The organism is Sphingomonas sp. Leaf28, assembly GCF_001421685.1.
In the GTDB taxonomy this organism is placed as follows: domain Bacteria; phylum Pseudomonadota; class Alphaproteobacteria; order Sphingomonadales; family Sphingomonadaceae; genus Sphingomonas; species Sphingomonas aurantiaca.
Window position 1 is genome coordinate 287344 of sequence record NZ_LMKX01000010.1, and the last position, 15872, is coordinate 303215.

16 protein-coding genes are annotated in these 15872 nt (G+C 67.2%); 6 read left to right on the top strand and 10 right to left on the bottom strand.

Annotation, left to right across the window (positions count from 1 at the left end; all coding sequences use genetic code 11):
- Positions 1 to 82 precede the first annotated feature (82 nt).
- From thiL to hisG, 4 genes are all read right to left on the bottom strand, one after another.
- A complete protein-coding gene (gene thiL, locus ASE79_RS16840; RefSeq protein WP_056419317.1) occupies positions 83 to 976 on the bottom strand; it encodes a thiamine-phosphate kinase in 894 nt (297 codons plus the stop codon).
- Between the two features lie 114 nt (positions 977 to 1090).
- Positions 1091 to 1546: a transcription antitermination factor NusB gene (gene nusB, locus ASE79_RS16845; protein ID WP_056419319.1), complete on the bottom strand. Its 456-nt coding sequence runs from the start codon at positions 1544 to 1546 to the stop codon at positions 1091 to 1093.
- Positions 1547 to 1759: 213 nt separating this feature from the next.
- On the bottom strand, positions 1760 to 3055 hold the full coding sequence (gene hisD / locus ASE79_RS16850; protein WP_056419321.1) for a histidinol dehydrogenase: 1296 nt from the start codon (positions 3053 to 3055) through the stop codon (positions 1760 to 1762).
- 130 nt (positions 3056 to 3185) lie between these two features.
- Positions 3186 to 3854, bottom strand: coding sequence for an ATP phosphoribosyltransferase (gene hisG, locus ASE79_RS16855; protein ID WP_200910401.1), 669 nt, complete (start codon positions 3852 to 3854; stop codon positions 3186 to 3188).
- Positions 3855 to 3900: 46 nt separating this feature from the next.
- On the opposite strand from hisG, the gene ASE79_RS16860 reads away from it, so the two are divergent.
- The gene (locus ASE79_RS16860) at positions 3901 to 5001 is read left to right on the top strand and encodes a DUF2332 domain-containing protein (RefSeq protein ID WP_056419327.1); all 1101 of its coding nucleotides are present in this window, start codon (positions 3901 to 3903) and stop codon (positions 4999 to 5001) included.
- 36 nt (positions 5002 to 5037) lie between these two features.
- On the opposite strand, the gene ASE79_RS16865 is transcribed toward ASE79_RS16860, so the two are convergent.
- From ASE79_RS16865 to ASE79_RS16890, 6 genes are all read right to left on the bottom strand, one after another.
- Positions 5038 to 5517 carry an RcnB family protein gene (locus tag ASE79_RS16865; RefSeq protein ID WP_056419330.1) on the bottom strand — a complete coding sequence of 160 codons (480 nt, stop codon included), beginning with the start codon at positions 5515 to 5517 and terminating at the stop codon, positions 5038 to 5040.
- Positions 5518 to 5762: 245 nt separating this feature from the next.
- Positions 5763 to 6638: an alpha/beta fold hydrolase gene (locus ASE79_RS16870; protein ID WP_056419751.1), complete on the bottom strand. Its 876-nt coding sequence runs from the start codon at positions 6636 to 6638 to the stop codon at positions 5763 to 5765.
- 179 nt (positions 6639 to 6817) lie between these two features.
- Positions 6818 to 7717, bottom strand: a complete 900-nt coding sequence (locus tag ASE79_RS16875) for a pirin family protein (protein WP_056419333.1) — start codon at positions 7715 to 7717, stop codon at positions 6818 to 6820.
- 5 nt (positions 7718 to 7722) lie between these two features.
- Entirely contained in the window at positions 7723 to 8106 is a 384-nt protein-coding gene (locus ASE79_RS16880; protein WP_416354521.1) for an NUDIX hydrolase, read from the bottom strand.
- 217 nt (positions 8107 to 8323) lie between these two features.
- Positions 8324 to 9031 (bottom strand): glutathione S-transferase, encoded by a 708-nt coding sequence (locus ASE79_RS16885; RefSeq protein ID WP_056419339.1) that lies wholly within the window; start codon positions 9029 to 9031, stop codon positions 8324 to 8326.
- Complete coding sequence (locus ASE79_RS16890; RefSeq protein WP_056419342.1) at positions 9031 to 9318, bottom strand: BolA family protein; 288 nt, start codon at positions 9316 to 9318, stop codon at positions 9031 to 9033. Before ASE79_RS16890 ends, ASE79_RS16885 begins: the two co-directional genes overlap by 1 nt.
- A 122-nt stretch (positions 9319 to 9440) precedes the next feature.
- Here ASE79_RS16890 and ASE79_RS16895 point away from each other — a divergent pair, with 122 nt between their 5' ends.
- The 5 genes from ASE79_RS16895 (at position 9441) to ASE79_RS16915 (ending at position 15869) form a co-directional block, all read left to right on the top strand.
- Positions 9441 to 9965: a J domain-containing protein gene (locus tag ASE79_RS16895; protein ID WP_082445396.1), complete on the top strand. Its 525-nt coding sequence runs from the start codon at positions 9441 to 9443 to the stop codon at positions 9963 to 9965.
- Between the two features lie 260 nt (positions 9966 to 10225).
- A complete protein-coding gene (cobS, locus tag ASE79_RS16900; RefSeq protein ID WP_056419347.1) occupies positions 10226 to 11230 on the top strand; it encodes a cobaltochelatase subunit CobS in 1005 nt (334 codons plus the stop codon).
- 4 nt (positions 11231 to 11234) lie between these two features.
- Complete coding sequence (gene cobT / locus ASE79_RS16905; RefSeq protein ID WP_056419349.1) at positions 11235 to 13058, top strand: cobaltochelatase subunit CobT; 1824 nt, start codon at positions 11235 to 11237, stop codon at positions 13056 to 13058.
- A gap of 7 nt (positions 13059 to 13065) precedes the next feature.
- Complete coding sequence (locus tag ASE79_RS16910) at positions 13066 to 13308, top strand: ribbon-helix-helix domain-containing protein (protein ID WP_056419354.1); 243 nt, start codon at positions 13066 to 13068, stop codon at positions 13306 to 13308.
- A gap of 74 nt (positions 13309 to 13382) precedes the next feature.
- Positions 13383 to 15869, top strand: coding sequence for a TonB-dependent receptor (locus tag ASE79_RS16915; protein ID WP_056419358.1), 2487 nt, complete (start codon positions 13383 to 13385; stop codon positions 15867 to 15869).
- The last annotated feature ends 3 nt before the right edge of the window (positions 15870 to 15872 follow it).

A 15872-nucleotide genomic window follows, 5' to 3' on the forward strand; every position in this document is an offset into this window, starting at 1 on the left:
TCCCTTTTCCAGTTCCTCCTCCGGTCTCGGCTTTGCCGAGTCCCGATGTCAGGAGCCTATCAGTGCAGGGGTATTGCGCAAGTTATCCCCGCCGGGCGTGCTCATAGCCTAGACTTGCCGGGAGCGGGACGGGCGTGCCCGAGTCGTGGAGGGTAAGGCCCGCGCCGGTCGAGAACGCGCCGATCCGCGTCGCGTCCGTGACGAACTCTTCGGGCGCGGCGAAGAGGAGCTGATAGTCGTCGCCCGCGGTCGCCGCCGCGATCCGGTCGCCCGAGACCGCACGATAGGCCGCCGACAACGGCACGGCGGCCAGGTCGATCGCCACCGCGAGCCCGCTCGCGCGCGCCATCCGCGCGGCGTCGATCAGCAGGCCGTCGGACACGTCCATCATCGCATGAACCTGCGGCGCGAGGAGGCGGCCGTCGGCGAGGCGCGGCTGCGGGCGCCGGTACGCAGCCAGAAGTTCGGGCGGGCCGTCCTCGCCGAGCGCGATGGCGAGCCCCGCGCCGGCATCGCCGATCGTGCCGGTGACGTAGAGCGCATCGCCGGCGCGCGCACCGCCCCGCGCCGGCGCGGCGGCGTCGCTGCCGAATGCGGTGACGGTCAGGATGCGCGGCGCGCCCGGCGGCAGCGTGACGGTATCGCCACCGATGATCCGCGTGTCGAACGCTGCGAGGATCTCGGCGATCCCGTCGAGAAAGGCGCGGTCCCACGCGGCGTCGCGCAAGGGGTAGTTGAGGAGGATTCCCTCGGCGATCGCTCCCTTCGCGGCGAGGTCGGAGAGATTGGTCGCGACCAGCTTCCACGCGACGTCCTGCGGCGGGTCCCTGGGCAGGAAATGCACGCCTTCGACCAGCGTGTCGGTGGTCACGACGAGCGGGCCTGCGTCGAGCAGCGCGGTGTCGTCGTTGAGACTACGCGCCGCCGGGTGGAGCGGGAGGCGGCGGAGCGCGGCAATGAACTCGGCTTCGGTCATGGTCTGCTCCCTCTCCCCTCCGGGGAGAGGGCTGGGGTGAGGGGCCGTTCCAGGCGCCGCACTGCTTGGCAGCCCCTCACCCCGACCCTCTCCCCGGAGGGGAGAGGGAGGTCCTCAGCTACGTACTTCTTTCGCGATGCCGTCGAGCAGGCCGTTAACGAAGCCCGATTCGCGCTTGTCGTAGAAGGCATGCGCGACGTCGACATATTCGCTGATGACGGCTGCAACCGGCACGTCCTTGCGTGCGAGCAGTTCGTAGGTGCCGACACGGATGATCGCCTTCATCGGCTTGTCAAGACGGGCGAGCGTCCAGCCCTTGGCGAGCTTGCCCTCGATCAGCACGTCGATCTCGCCCGCGCGCGCGTTGGCGCCGGTCACGAGGTCGTCGAAGAAATCGACATCGGCCTCGGCATATTCGACGTCTTCAATCGTCGCGCCGAGCCGGTGCTGGTGGAATTCGTTGAGCAGGACGGGCATCGCGGTGCCCTCCATCTCATGCTGGTAGGTCGCCTGGACGGCGGCGAGACGCGCGGCGGCGCGCGCCTTTGTGCGGGGGGCGGTTCTGGACATAAGCGGTTGCCTGTACGCGCGGGGGGCTTGCGTGTCAGCCCTTAGCGTCTCGCCTGTGTCTAGGCGAAGAAGATTGGTTCACGCGGAGACGCGGAGACGCGGAGGTGTTGCGTGCGGCGCAGCCGCTTCGATCTCCTTGTTGGCCTCTGATCGGAGGGCCGCTGCGCGGCGAGGTCGACACCTCCGCGTCTCCGCGCCTCCGCGCGAACAAAATCAGTGGTTGAGGCGAAGCCGCAGCGCCACTGATTTGGCATGCGCGGGCAAACCTTCTGCGTTGGCGAGCGCGACGGTCGCGGGGCCGAGTTCACGCAGCGCGGCTTCGTCGAGCGCCAGGAAGCTGGTGCGTTTCATGAAGTCGAGCACCGACAACCCGCTGGCGAAGCGCGCACGGCGGCCGGTCGGCAGGACGTGGTTCGGCCCCGCGACGTAATCGCCGATCGCCTCGGGGGTGTAGCGGCCGAGGAACACCGAGCCTGCATGGCGGATGCGGTCGAAAAAGCCCTGCGGATCGGGGATGGCGAGCTGGAGATGCTCGGCGGCGAGTCGGTCGACCAGCGGGATCGCGTCCGCCAGCGTATCGACGACGACGATCGCACCGTTGGTGTCCCATGCGATGCGCGCGACCGCCTCGGTGGCGAGGTCGCGCAACTGGCGGTCGACCGCGTCCGCCACCTTGTCCGCGAAGGCGGCATCGTCGGTGAACAGGATCGACTGCGTCGTCACGTCATGCTCGGCCTGGCTGAGCAGGTCGGCGGCGGTCCATTCGGGGTCGTTGAGCGCATCCGCCACGACGACGATCTCCGACGGGCCCGCCACCATGTCGATGCCGACCACGCCGTAGACCTGGCGCTTGGCCTCCGCGACCCACGCGTTGCCGGGGCCGGTGATCACGTCGACCGGTTCGATCCGACCGGCGCCATAGGCGAGCGCGGCAACGGCCTGTGCGCCGCCAACGCGCCAGACCTCGTCGACACCGGCGAGATGCGCGGCGGCGAGGACCAGCGGGTTGATCTGGCCGTCCGGGGTCGGCGTGACCATCGCGAGACGGCCGACGCCTGCAACCTTGGCGGGGATCGCGTTCATCAGCAGCGACGAGGGGTAGGCGGCGCGGCCACCGGGGACGTAGATGCCCGCGGCGTCGACCGGCAACCAGCGCGCGCCGAGCCGGACGCCCGCCGAGTCGACCGAGTCGCTGTCGAGCGGGCGCTGTTTCTCATGATAGGCGCGGATGCGAGTCGCGGCGAGTTCGAGCGCGGTGCGCAACTCAGGCTCGAGCGCGTCGAACGCGGCCTTGCAGTCGGCGGCGTCGATCTGCCAGCCGGTGCTCTCGAGGTCGTGGCGATCGTGCTTGTGCGTGAGGTCGCGGATCGCGGTCTCGCCATCGCGACGGACGGCGGCGATGATCGCGGCGACATCCTGCGTGACGCCGGCGTCGGATTCGCGGCGGTCCTCGACGAGCGCGGTGAAGCGCGTCGCGAAGTCCGCGTCGGTGGTGGAAAGGCGGATCACTCGCCCCCCCCCCGCATGCGGGAGGGGTTGGGGGTGGGCACGCGCTCACCGCGGGCGTTACGCTGGAGGATAGCGCGAGCCCAACCCCCAGCCCCTTCCCGCATGCGGGAAGGGGAGTAGAATAGCGCTGTCATGCTGCGATCTCCTGCGACTCGACCGCGCGGCGGAACGCCTCGACCAAGGGCACGACCCGTGCGCGTGTCTTCATCGCGGCGCGGTTGACCACCAAGCGGCTGGTGACTTCCATGATCGTTTCGACCTCGACTAGGCCGTTCTCGAGCAGCGTGCGGCCCGACGAGACGAGGTCGACGATGCGCGGCGCGAGGCCGAGCGTCGGGGCCAATTCCATCGCACCGTTGAGCTTCACGCATTCCGCCTGGACGCCGCGGTCTGCGAAATGCGCCGCGGTCACGTGCGGGTATTTGGTCGCGACGCGGACGTGGCTCCAGCCGCGTGGATCGTCCTTGGCCGCCATCGCGGTGGGCTCGGCGACCGACAGTCGGCAATGGCCGATGCCGAGATCGACCGGCGCGTAGAGTTCCGAGTAACCGAACTCCGCGATCACGTCCGAACCGACGATGCCGAGCTGCGCCGCGCCGTGCGCGACGAAGGTCGCCACGTCGAACGCGCGCACCCGGATCAGCGAGATGTCCGGATCGTTGGTCGCGAAACGCAGCGCGCGGCTGTTCTCGTCGGAGAACGACGCTTCGGGATGGATGCCTGCGCGCGCGAGCAGCGGCAGGGCCTCGGCGAGGATACGTCCCTTGGGGACGGCGATAATGATCTGGGAGTCAGGCACGCGCCGGGCTTTACGGGTGGGGCTTGGCGGGTGCAACAACCTGCACATGGCAAATGAACCGGCAAACCGCGCGTGCTTCGACATCCAGGCGGGCTATTGCACCGCGATGGACGCGCCGGTGACGGCGCGGGTCTGCACGGCGCTGGCGCACGCGCTCGATCGCGACAGCGCGACGGGACGGCGGGCGCTCGACTGGGCGGGCGAGCCGGTCGCCGATGCGCTGGCATTGCGTCTGGTCGGCGGCCTGCACGCGCTGCACCGCGCGGGTGTGGACCCGGCGCTGTCGGCGGTGTTCTCTGGCGCGGAGACCGACCCGACGCGCGTTGCGGCCACGGTGAAGGCGACGCTCGTCGCGCAGGATGCGGCCTTGCTGCCGTGGCTCGACGGGCCGCCACAGACCAACGAGGCGGCGCGGTCCGCCGGCATGATGACCGGGATCTTGCACCTGGCCGAGCGATACGGGCCACGGTTCGAGCTACTCGAGATCGGATCGAGCGCGGGGCTCAACCTGCTGATCGACGCCTATCGGTTCGACCTTGGCGGCGTGGCGGTCGGGCCATTGGCATCGCCGGTGACGATCCGCCCCGAATGGCGGGGTGCGCCACCGCCAACCGCGCCGGTCGCGATAGAGTCGACTCGCGGCGTCGACATCCAGCCGGTGGATGTCGCCGATCCCGCCGCCGCGGCGCGGCTCGAAGCGTATGTCTGGGTCGATGCGGTCGAGCGGCAGGCGCGGCTCGCGGCGGCGATCGCGATGGTGCGCGAGGAGGGCGTCGATCTGGCGCAAGGCGAGGCGGCGGACTGGGTCGAGGCGCGGTTGGCCGAGCCGCAGCGCGAGGGCGTCACACGTGTGCTGATGCATTCGGTGGTGTGGCAGTATCTGCCCGCGGCGTCGCGCGAGCGGATCCGGGTCGCTATGGCGTCGGCGGGCGCGCGCGCAACGATCGAGCGACCGCTGGGCTGGGTGATGATGGAGCCCAATCGCGATCTGCACCGGCACGAGGTGCGCGTACGCGGTTGGCCGGGCGAACGCGCGATGGAACTGGTGGCGCTGACACATGCGCATGGCGCGTGGGTCGAAGGGCTCTCCGCTCCCTATGAGACGCGCGATTACGTCATGCGGCGCGGCGCGTACGAGAAGGGTTGAGCCGGCCGGGATCGCTCCCGGCCGGCATCGATCGGCTCAGTAGAAGAAGCCGTTGTTGACCTGTGCGACGCGGCCGTTGCGCGTGTCGACCAGGACGACGTCGCGGCCGTAGCGGACCCAGCGCTGATAGCCGTAAGCCGGACGCGCGAGGCGGTACGTCTGATAGTCGTTGATCCAGTACTGACGGCCGTAATAGTTCGGCGCGAACTGGTAGCCGACGTTCACGGGACGATAGCGATAGCCGCGCGGGCCGACATAGGCAGGGCGACGATAGACGTTGCCGTGCGTGCGGCGATAGTCACGCCAGTCCTCGCGGCGCTCCTGACGGTCTTCGCGCAGCTCGCGGCGGGCTTCGCGGATGTCGCCGCGGTCGCCATAGCGGCGTGCCTGCTGGAGTTCGCGCTGGCTCTGGCGGACTTCGCGCTGATCGCGGCGGACTTCGCCGTAGCTCTGCGCGGTGGCGAACGTGGGAACCAAGGTGGCGGCGGCAACGGCCGCGAGGATCATCTTACGCATGACTGCTCTCCTGTCTTCGACGCCGTATCAAACGGCATGACAGGGGTTTTGCTCCCGCCGCGGTGAACGGTTTCAGAATGCGGCTGTCAGGATCCAGACAGGTGGCGGGCAAGCGTTCCATCGCTGCCGCCCCGCCCGTCATCCCAGCAAAAACCGGAATCTCATCGGGGCGGTCGCGCCGGCTCGAACGGGGAGAACCTAGCATTCGCTGGGATGACGGTTTTTGGGGGAGCGGGGGCGGGGTGTCAGACTCCCCAGCGGCGCATCGCGGCGATCACCGCCTCGGGCTTCTCCCAAGGTACGAAATGCCCCGCATCGACCTTTTCGACCGTAAGCTTGGGCACATAGTCGGCCAGGTCGAGCTGGCTCGGCAGCAACGCGGTGTCGCGCATGCCCCAGATGACCAGCACCGGCATCCGCATCGGCGGGAAGGGTGCGTCGAGAAAGGCGGGGCGGGGCGGGGTCTCGTCCATCGCGGGGACGACGATCGCGCTCGCGCGGTACCAGTTGAGCATGCCGGTGATCGCGCCCGGCTGGCCCCATTCGTCGAGATAGGCGGCCTTCTCCTCGGCCATCGTGGCAAGGTCCGCATGCTTGGAAAAACTGGTGTCGAAGAAGGTTTCGAGCCCGATCGACTCGATATGTTTTTCGAGATCTGGGTTGCGGAAGGCGCGGATATACTGGCTGGCGGCGCGCTGTTCGCGGTCGTCGAACATGGTTCGCTGGAAGACGAGCGGATGCGGCGCGTTGATGATGGCGAGCCTGGCGATGCGCTCCGGGTGCCGCAACGCCGCCATCCATGCGACCGCGCCGCCCCAGTCGTGACCGACCAGCGTGAAGCGGTCGATTTTGAGGTGATCGGCGAGCGCGATCAGGTCGGCGACGATCTTGTCGGGGGTGTAGCTGTCGACGCCGTCGGGTTTCGACGATCGCGCAAAACCACGCTGGTCCGGCGCGACGACATAATGATCGCGCGACAGGTCGGGCGCGATGGCGCGCCAGGTGCGGTGCGATTCGGGGAAGCCGTGGAGGAGGATGACGGGCGGGTTCGCCGGATCGCCGGTGATCGCCACATCGAGCTCTACGCCGGTGGACAGCGCGATGCGTTGCAGGTCCGTCATCATTCCCCTCCCGCTGGCGGGAGGGGTTAGGGGAGGGCCTACCCGCTCGCGCTGCCCTTTGATCATGCCCTCCCCCGCCCCCTCCCGCAAGCGGGAGGGGGGAAGAAGGAGCAACCCCTCCCGCTTGCGGGAGGGGAGCTGACGGCGCGATCTCCCTCCCTCTGGCGGGGGAGGATGTGTCAGGGGTAGCTCACCGTCTTGGGGACTGCCGGAATCTCGATCCATTCCTTCTCGTCGCCGGGGACCTTCGGGAAATTGCCGGCATTCCAGTCGCGCTTGGCCTGTTCGATCCGGTCGCGGTTCGAGCTGACGAAGTTCCACCAGACGTGGCGCGGCGTCGTGAACGCATCGCCGCCGCACAGCATCGCGCGGCCGCCGGTCGCCGAGCGGAGCGTGGCCGCTATGCCGGGCCGCAGGACGTAGAGTACTTGCGGTTCCAGCTTCACGCCCTCCAGCGTCGCCTCGCCCATCGCGAGATAGATCGCGCGTTCCTCCGCCGCCGCGTCGATCGGGACGCTCGCGCCGGGATCGAGCGCGATGTCGGCGTAGATCGTCCCCGAATAGGTGGTGGTCGGCGCGGTCTGGCCCCAGAGGCTCCCCATGATGATCCGCGATCGCGCGCCGTGCGCCTCGATTACCGGCAGTTGCGCCTTGGTGACATGCTCGAACGCGGGATCGATCTCCTCGACAGCCTCGGGCATCGCCAGCCAGGTCTGGATACCCGACAGGTTCGGCCCCCCGGCGCGCTCGTCGCCGGGCGAGCGTTCGGAATGGACGATGCCGTGGCCCGCGGTCATCAGATTGACCGCGCCGGGCTCGATCCGCGCCTGCGTGCCGAGCGAATCGCGGTGGTCGATCGCGCCGTCGAACAGATAGGTGACGGTCGACAGGTTGATGTGCGGATGCGGGCGGACGTCGATGCCCGACCCGACCTCGAGATGCGCGGGGCCCATCTGGTCGAAGAACAGGAACGGGCCGACCATCGTCCGCGCCTTGTTCGGCAAAGTGCGGTGGACCTTGAACCCGCCGAGATCGTGCGTCGAGGGCAGGATGGTCTGAAGGACGAAATCATCGAGCATGTGCGCTATCCCTTGGCAGGTTCCGAGGCGTCGAGAAGGTCGACCAGGTCTGCTGGATAGATGGTTTCGTCATGCGCGGCGATGTCGTTTCGGGAAAACCAGCGGTGACCGACGAGCAGTTGCTTCTCCTGTTCGGTAAGATTGCCCGCCTTCACCTCGCAGCGGTCGATGTCGATCCGGAAATAGCGTTCGTCGGCGGTCACCGCGACGCCGTCGAAGGTCAGGAAGTCGATCGTCCGCTGCGCGACCTCGGGGCCGCAGTCGATGTCGAGGCCGACCTCTTCCCAGAGTTCGCGGCGGGCGGCGGCGGCGTAGCTCTCGCCCGGATCGACCGCGCCCCCGGGCGTGCACCACAGCGGCGGGCGATCGTTGGGGGTGAAGCGGAACATCAACACGCGGTCTTCGCCGTCGACCAGCAGGATGCGTGCGGCGGGGCGCGGGGTTCTCACAGCCCGATGCACCTTCCCGGCGAAGGCCGGGGCCCAGTTGGAAAGGTCGATATGGCGACGGGCTGCCCATCGTTATGCCTGTCCCCCAACTGGACCCCGGCCGTCGCCGGGGAGGTGCTGGACGGGACAGTGCTGGTTGTGAGGAGGCTGCCAAGACTCATGCGGCATCCAGTTCGGAATAATGGCGGAAGATGCCGTCGGTGTTGAAGGCGATCCGGCGGTCGCTTTCCAGATACGCCTTGATCCCCGGCAGCTCGGCGACCTGATCGTGTATGCGGATAAGATTGGGATACTCGGGCTCAAGCGTCTTCATCCGCTGCGGAAACATGTAGCGCAGCCCCTCGACGATCTGGAACAGCGAGGTGTCGGCATAGCTCCATCGGTGGTCGATGAGCCAATCGCCCGGATTGGCCTGCGCCGCATCCTCGAAATGGCCGAGGAACTTCGGTAGGCGCTCCTCGCGGAACTGCTTCGCAGCGCGCGCGGCCTCGGGCTTCTGGTCGTCGTAATAGTCCATCATCGCAACCGGATGGTGGACGTTGTGGACCTCCGCGACGAGGTCCGCGATCGTCAGCTGCAGCTGGTTGAGCCACAGCCGGTCGGCCATGGTCGACGGCGCGATCGAATGCCGTTCGCCGAGATACATCAGGATGTTGGCCACCTGCGCGATGACCAGGCCGTCCAGTTCGAGATAGGGCGGCGCGAACGGCGTGCGACCGGTGCGGTCGTTCAGATCGGCGAGCAAACCCTCTTCGCCGACCGTCCGCGCGCAATCCTCATACGCGATCTCCGCGGCTTCGAGCGCGAGCCGGACGAACTCGCCGCGCCCCTGGATCGACGGCCAGTACCAGAGCTTGTACGCCATCAAATCTCCCCGGGCGCGCGGGCCTTGATGGCAAGCGCGTGGATCTTCGTGCTCAACAACTCGGCAAGCGCCTGGTTCACGAGCCGCTGACGCGCGACGCGAGTAAGGCCTTCGAATGTCGGCGTTTCCACCTCGACGCGGAAATGCGTCTCGCCGGTGCCGTCGTCACCCATGTGGCCGGCATGGAGTCCGCTCTCGTTGACGACCGTCAGGTGCGTGGGGTTAAGCGCGGTGGTGAGGCGCGCGGTGATCTGGTCCTGTACGGAGCCGGTGGCGAGGTCTGTCATGCGCCCTATATAGCCCGTTTTGGAAGCGCGGGGAGCCGGTGGCGGACGACGATCGAAAAGAGCGGAAAGAGCGACCTAGCCCGCGGTTTCACGGCCGTGTGGAAGGGACGGGGCGCGTCTGCATGTGGCGCGACTGCGAAGAGCCGGGCGAATTTCGCGCGCCGCCTTTGGAAGGGCCGAGCGATGGCGGGCCGCCGCAGTTCCGCTGGTTCTGCCTCGAGCATGTCCGCGCGTTCAACGCGGGCTATAATTTCTTCGACGGGATGACCGCCGACGAGATCCATCATGCGCAGCGACCGATGGCGGGCTGGGAACGCGAAACGCGCGCGTTTGCGCATGGCGGTGGCGACACGCCGCCCAAATGGGCGGACTTCGCCGACCCGATCGACGCGATCGGCGCGCGCTTCGGCGAACGGATGGCGGCGGCCCGCAAGGACGGCCGCGTGTTGTCCGATGGCGAACGACGGTCGTTGCGCGTCCTGGGTCTCGGCACGGATACGGACCGGACCGCGCTGCGCAAACGCTATAGCGAACTCGTTCGCCGCTATCATCCCGATCGCAACGGCGGCGACCGTGCGCACGAATCGGAGTTGCAGAAAGTGATCGCCGCATACCAGCACCTGAAGGGCGCCGCGGCGTTCGCCTGACCGTCATCCTGGGCTCGACCCGGGATCCAGAGCCAAGACGCGCTACGATCGCGGCTCTGGATCCCAGCCTTCGCCGGGATGACGGATCGAGAATGTGATCCATACTTACTCTGATCGATATTTCACGATCCGCCTGCCGGAACCGCATCGCTGGCGAGCGGTTCGTCTAACTCATCCGGTCAATCGCCCGACCAATCGTACAGCGGCGGTTGAGTAACAGCCCGCGCTTGGCCTAGAGCTACCGGGAACACGAGGCCAACATGACCGATATCCCGAATACCCAGCCCGACAGCCGCGAGACCACGATCCTCGACGCCCCCGACCGCATGGTGAAGGTGCGCGAGATGTTCGGGATCGATTCCGACATGCAAGTGCCCGCCTTCTCCGAAGCCGACGAGCGCGTCCCCGATCTCGATCCGGCATACGTCTTCGACGCGGACACCACACTCGCCGTCCTCGCGGGCTTCGCCCACAACCGCCGCGTGATGGTCCAGGGCTATCACGGCACCGGCAAGTCGACGCATATCGAGCAGGTCGCGGCGCGCCTGAAGTGGCCGTGCATCCGCATCAACCTCGACGCGCATATCAGCCGCATCGATCTGATCGGCCGCGACGCGATCGTCCTCAAGGACGGTCAGCAGATCACCGAGTTCCGCGAAGGCCTGCTGCCCTGGGCGCTGCAGACGCCGACCGCGCTCGTGTTCGACGAATATGACGCCGGCCGCCCCGACGTGATGTTCGTGATCCAGCGCGTGCTGGAGACCGAGGGCAAGCTGACGCTCCTCGACCAGAACCGCGTGATTCGCCCGAACCCGTGGTTCCGCCTGTTCGCGACCGCCAACACGGTCGGCCTCGGCGATACCAGCGGGCTGTATCACGGCACGCAGCAGATCAACCAGGGCCAGATGGACCGCTGGAACATCGTCGTCACGCTCAACTACCTGCCCGCCAAGGTCGAGGCACAGATCGTGCTCGCCAAGTCGGGCGAATATGACAAGCCCGACGGCAAGAAGGTCGTCGAGAACATGGTCCGCGTCGCCGACATGACGCGCAAGGGCTTCGTCAATGGCGACATCTCGACCGTGATGAGCCCGCGTACTGTCATCACCTGGGCGCAGAACGCGCTGATCTTCGGCGATGTCGGCTTCGCGTTCCGCCTGTCATTCCTCAACAAGTGCGACGAGGCCGAGCGGCCGCTGGTGGCGGAATATTACCAGCGCGTGTTCGGCAAGGATCTCCCCGAGAGCGTGGTAGGCAAGGCGTAAGCTTTTGGCGAACGAAACGCCTCTCGATCGCTTCAAGGCGGTTCTGGCCGGTACGGCACGCGCGATCGCGGAGGAGCCCGAGGTCGAGCTCGCCTTCACCGCGGACGCGCCGACGCAGAGCGGCAAGCACATCAAGGTGCCGATGCCCGCACGCGCCTTGCCGGCCGAGCAGGTGGCGGAGGCGCGTGGGTTCGCCGACGGCTTCGCGCTCCGGCTCAAGCTGCACGACATCGCGCTGCACACCCGTGCTGCGCCGGTTGAAGCGGTAGCCCGCGCGGTGTTCGACTCGGTTGAGACCGCGCGGATCGAGGCGCTCGGGTCGCGCGGCTATGCGGGGATCGCGGACAATCTTGACCGGGCGCTCGACGTGCGGCTGCGCGCCGATCCGATCACGCGCGCGCGCAATCGCGACGAGGTGCCGCTGTCGACCGCGCTCGGCCTGCTGGTGCGCGAGAAGCTGACCGGGCAGGAATCACCCGCGATCGCCGCGCCCGGTCTCGCGCTGGTGCGTGAGTGGATCGAGAGCAAGACCGATCTCGACGCGCTGGCCTATGCGCTCGACGACCAGAAGGCGTTTCAGGGTCTCGCGCGGAAGATGCTGCAGGAGCTGGAACTGGTCGAGGGCGACCAGGTCCCCGAGGAAAGCGAAGAGGGCGGCTCCAAGGACGAAGGCACCGACGAGCAGCAGCAGGACGAGGGCGACGAAGGCGACGACCAGGGCGAGGATGGCCAGGGCGAAGTCGAGGCGCGGGGCGAACAGTCCGAGCAGCAGAACGAGGAAAGCGACGGCCAGGAGCAGAGCGACGAGTCGATGGACGACATCGACGGCGAGCCTGGTGACGATGGTGAGGAAGGGATGCAGCCCGTCCGCCCGAACCGTCCGTTCGCGGACATGGGCGGCGCGTTCGACTATAAGCCGTGGACCACGCAGTTCGATGAGGTGATCGCCGCTACCGAGCTGTGCGACGCCGACGAACTCGCGCGGCTGCGCGGCTATCTCGACCAGCAGCTCGTGCATCTGCAATCGACCGTGTCGAAGCTCGCCAACCGCTTGCAGCGCCGCCTGATGGCGCAGCAGTCGCGGTCGTGGGATTTCGATCAGGAGGAGGGCATTCTCGACGCGGCGCGCCTCGCGCGCGTGATCGTCAACCCGACGCTGTCGCTGAGCTACAAGGCCGAACGCGAAACCGATTTCCGCGACACCGTCGTGACGCTGCTGATCGACAATTCGGGATCGATGCGTGGCCGACCGATCTCGATCGCGGCGATCAGCGCGGATATCCTCGCGCGCACGCTCGAGCGCTGCGGCGTGAAGACCGAGATCCTCGGCTTTACGACGCGTGCGTGGAAGGGCGGGCAGAGCCGCGAGACGTGGCTCGCCGCCGGGCGTCCACCGCAGCCGGGTCGGCTCAACGACATTCGCCACATCGTCTACAAGCGCGCCGACGAGCCGTGGCGGCGTGCGCGCAACTCGCTCGGGCTGATGATGCGCGAGGGGTTGCTGAAGGAGAATATCGACGGCGAGGCGCTGATGTGGGCGCATGCCCGCCTCGTCGCACGGCCTGAGGAACGTCGCATCCTGATGGTGATCAGCGACGGTGCGCCGGTCGACGATTCGACGCTCAGCGTGAACTCGGGCTCGTATCTCGAACGGCATCTGCGCCAGGTGATCGGCTGGATCGAGAGCAAGTCGCCGGTCGAGCTCGTCGCGATCGGCATCGGCCACGACGTTACCCGCTATTACGCACGCGCGGTGACGATCATGGACGTCGAGCAGCTTGGCGGCACGATCATCGAACAGCTCGCGTCGCTGTTCGACACAGAGTGATCATCGCGTGATCGAGGCGCCGGCCGGCGGCTTCCACGGCCCCGTCAAGCGCTCGATCACCATCGCCGGCCACCAGACCTCGATCAGCCTCGAACCCGTCTTCTGGCAGGCGCTCGAAGCGGCGGCGGCGCGTATCGCGCTGCCGCTGTCGGCGCTCGTCGCGGAGATCGACGCGATCCGCATTGTCGCGGACGATCCGCCCAATCTCGCTAGCGCATTGAGAACATGGCTCTTCGATAATTTCCGTTGAGAACTACTCGCATTAGCGTTGACAGTGCGAACGACTCTCAATAGCGAGCCCCTCACGAACAAAGGGGTTTGTCCATGTCGCTACCGTCGCCGCGCGCATCGTTGCCGCGTTCGTCTTCCGTGCCTGCGTTTCTCGCTCTGTCGTGCGTCGGGGCCTTCGCGACCGCGCCGGCCTATGCGGCGGATGCCGACAAGGCGGCGGCACCGGTGACCGATGCACAGCAGCGCGAGGAGATCCTCGTCAACGGCCAGCGCATTCACGACGAGGGCCCGAAGCAGGTCGCGCCGCTGGTCAACACGCCGCGGTCAGTGATCGTGCTGCCTAAGGAAGTGATCGAGCAGACCGGCTCGAACAGCCTCGCCGACGCGCTGCGCACGGTGCCCGGCATCACCTTCGGCGCGGCGGAGGGCGGCAATCCGATCGGCGATCGCCCGTTCATCCGCGGGTTCGACAGCCAGGGTAGCATCTATGTCGACGGCGTCCGCGACCTCGCCGCGCAGACGCGCGAAGTGTTCGCGGTCGACTCGGTCCAGATCGTTCGAGGCTCGGATTCGACGCTCGGCGGGCGCGGCTCCGCAGGCGGCACGATCAACGTCCTGTCGCGCCTGCCGCAGCTCGATACCTTCGGATCGCTCAGCGCCAGCTACGGCGAGGCGGACTATAAGCGCGTCACCGGCGACGTGAACCTGAAGGTTTCGGACACCGCCGCCCTTCGTATCGAGGGCATGTGGCACGATCAGGACGTCGCAGGCCGCGATGCGATCTGGCAGAAGCGCTGGGGGATCGCGCCGTCGTTCGCGGTCGGGCTCGGCACGCCGACGCGGCTGACCGCGAGCTTCTATCACATGGAGAGCTCGGAATTGCCCGACAGCGGCATCCCGTATCTCTACACGATCGCCAACCATCCCGGCACGGGCAACGTCACGACGCAGCCCGCGCTCGGCACCGTCACGACGGCGGGCGGCCAGACCGGCTACGTCTCGCGGAAAAACTTCTACGGGCTGGCGGCGCGCGATTTCCGCGATGCGACCACCAACCAGGCGACGATCCGCGTCGAGCATGATTTCGGCGGCATCACGCTGCGCAACACCGCGCGCTACACGCACAGCGACCAGAGCTATATCTTCACGCTGCCCGACGACAGCCAGGGCAACGTGTATGGCACGACCGCGACCAACACCGGCGCGAACGTGACGACCGGCGGCTATGTCTGGACGCGCGGTAACACGCGCTACGGCTATAGCGAGAGCATCGTCGACCAGACCGACTTGTACGGCAAGTTCGCCACCGGCGGGATCGAGCACAGCTTCTCGCTCGGTACCGAGATTTCGTGGGAGAAGACCCGCCGCGGCACGTTCGTGTCAGCCAACGGATCGACGATCTCGCCACGCTGCAACGCCGCGACCATCGCGCGCTCCTATTGCGTCAGCCTGTTCGATCCGAACCCGTATGCGCCGTGGGTCAACTATACGAGCGACACGTCGACGACCGCGACCCCGATCGTGAAGGGCGCGCCCTCGACCGAGACGCAGAACGACGCGAACACGAAGGCGGTCTACGCGTTCGATTCGATCACGCTGATGCCCGCGCTAATCCTCAACCTGGGCGCGCGCTACGACCGGTTCGAATCCACCATTACGCTGCCGGGCGCTGTTCAGACCAAGGTCAATCGCGTCGACAATCTTTTCAACTGGCAGGCCGGCCTCGTGTTCAAGCCGACGTCGGAGACCAGCCTGTATGCGAGCTACGCGACCGCCGCGACGCCGCCCAACAGCCTGCTCGGCGAGGGCCGCGAGGATAACGCGATCACGGCCGCGACGCTCAGCCTGCTGAAGCCGCAAAAGACCAAGTCGTACGAGGTGGGCGCAAAGGCGAGCCTGTTCGGCGAAAAGCTCCAGCTCGGCGCGGCGGTGTTCCAGACGGACATTTCCAACGCGCGCGTGCTCGACGACACCAACACCGCGTCGTTCATCGGCGAGACGCGGATCCGCGGTGTCGAGTTCAACGTCAGCGGGACGATCCTGCCCGGCTGGACGGTGTTCGGCGGCTTCACGCATCTCGACCCGAAGATCATCGACGGCGGCTTCACGGCGCTGACTGTACCGGCGTTCTCGGAACTGGTGAACGGCGTCGCCACCGTTCGCCAGCCGGCAAAGACCGTGCAGGTCGTGTCGGTCAACACCGGCAAGCAGGTGCCACAGACCGCGCGGAACAGCTTCACCGCGACGACCAATATCGACGTGATCAAGCGGCTCCAGATCGGCGGCACCGCGCTGTACATGGACGAACAAATCGGCGGCTATGCCGACAACCGGACCGCGACGCAGACCGCGGCGGGCGTCGTCTCGGTGAATGCGGCGACCAAGATTCTGACGCGCAGCATCCCCGATTATTGGCGCTTCGATGCGCGCGCGAGCTACAAGCTGACCGACAATATCGACCTCAGCGTCAACGCGCAGAACGTGACGAACAAGACCTATTTCACGCAGACCTTCACCAACCACTATGCCGCGATCGCCGCGGGCCGGACGGTCTTCGGCACGGTGAACCTGCGCTTCTGATGG

Coding starts and splice junctions, on each gene's coding strand:
- ASE79_RS16860 (WP_056419327.1), top strand. CDS start 3,901: ATGGCAAATGAACCGGCAAACCGCGCGTGCTTCGACATCCAGGCGGGC.
- ASE79_RS16880 (WP_416354521.1), bottom strand. CDS start 8,106: ATGTTCCGCTTCACCCCCAACGATCGCCCGCCGCTGTGGTGCACGCCC.
- ASE79_RS16865 (WP_056419330.1), bottom strand. CDS start 5,517: ATGCGTAAGATGATCCTCGCGGCCGTTGCCGCCGCCACCTTGGTTCCC.
- ASE79_RS16875 (WP_056419333.1), bottom strand. CDS start 7,717: ATGCTCGATGATTTCGTCCTTCAGACCATCCTGCCCTCGACGCACGAT.
- ASE79_RS16915 (WP_056419358.1), top strand. CDS start 13,383: ATGTCGCTACCGTCGCCGCGCGCATCGTTGCCGCGTTCGTCTTCCGTG.
- ASE79_RS16885 (WP_056419339.1), bottom strand. CDS start 9,031: ATGGCGTACAAGCTCTGGTACTGGCCGTCGATCCAGGGGCGCGGCGAG.
- ASE79_RS16890 (WP_056419342.1), bottom strand. CDS start 9,318: ATGACAGACCTCGCCACCGGCTCCGTACAGGACCAGATCACCGCGCGC.
- ASE79_RS16870 (WP_056419751.1), bottom strand. CDS start 6,638: ATGACGGACCTGCAACGCATCGCGCTGTCCACCGGCGTAGAGCTCGAT.
- thiL (WP_056419317.1), bottom strand. CDS start 976: ATGACCGAAGCCGAGTTCATTGCCGCGCTCCGCCGCCTCCCGCTCCAC.
- cobS (WP_056419347.1), top strand. CDS start 10,226: ATGACCGATATCCCGAATACCCAGCCCGACAGCCGCGAGACCACGATC.
- nusB (WP_056419319.1), bottom strand. CDS start 1,546: ATGTCCAGAACCGCCCCCCGCACAAAGGCGCGCGCCGCCGCGCGTCTC.
- ASE79_RS16895 (WP_082445396.1), top strand. CDS start 9,441: ATGTGGCGCGACTGCGAAGAGCCGGGCGAATTTCGCGCGCCGCCTTTG.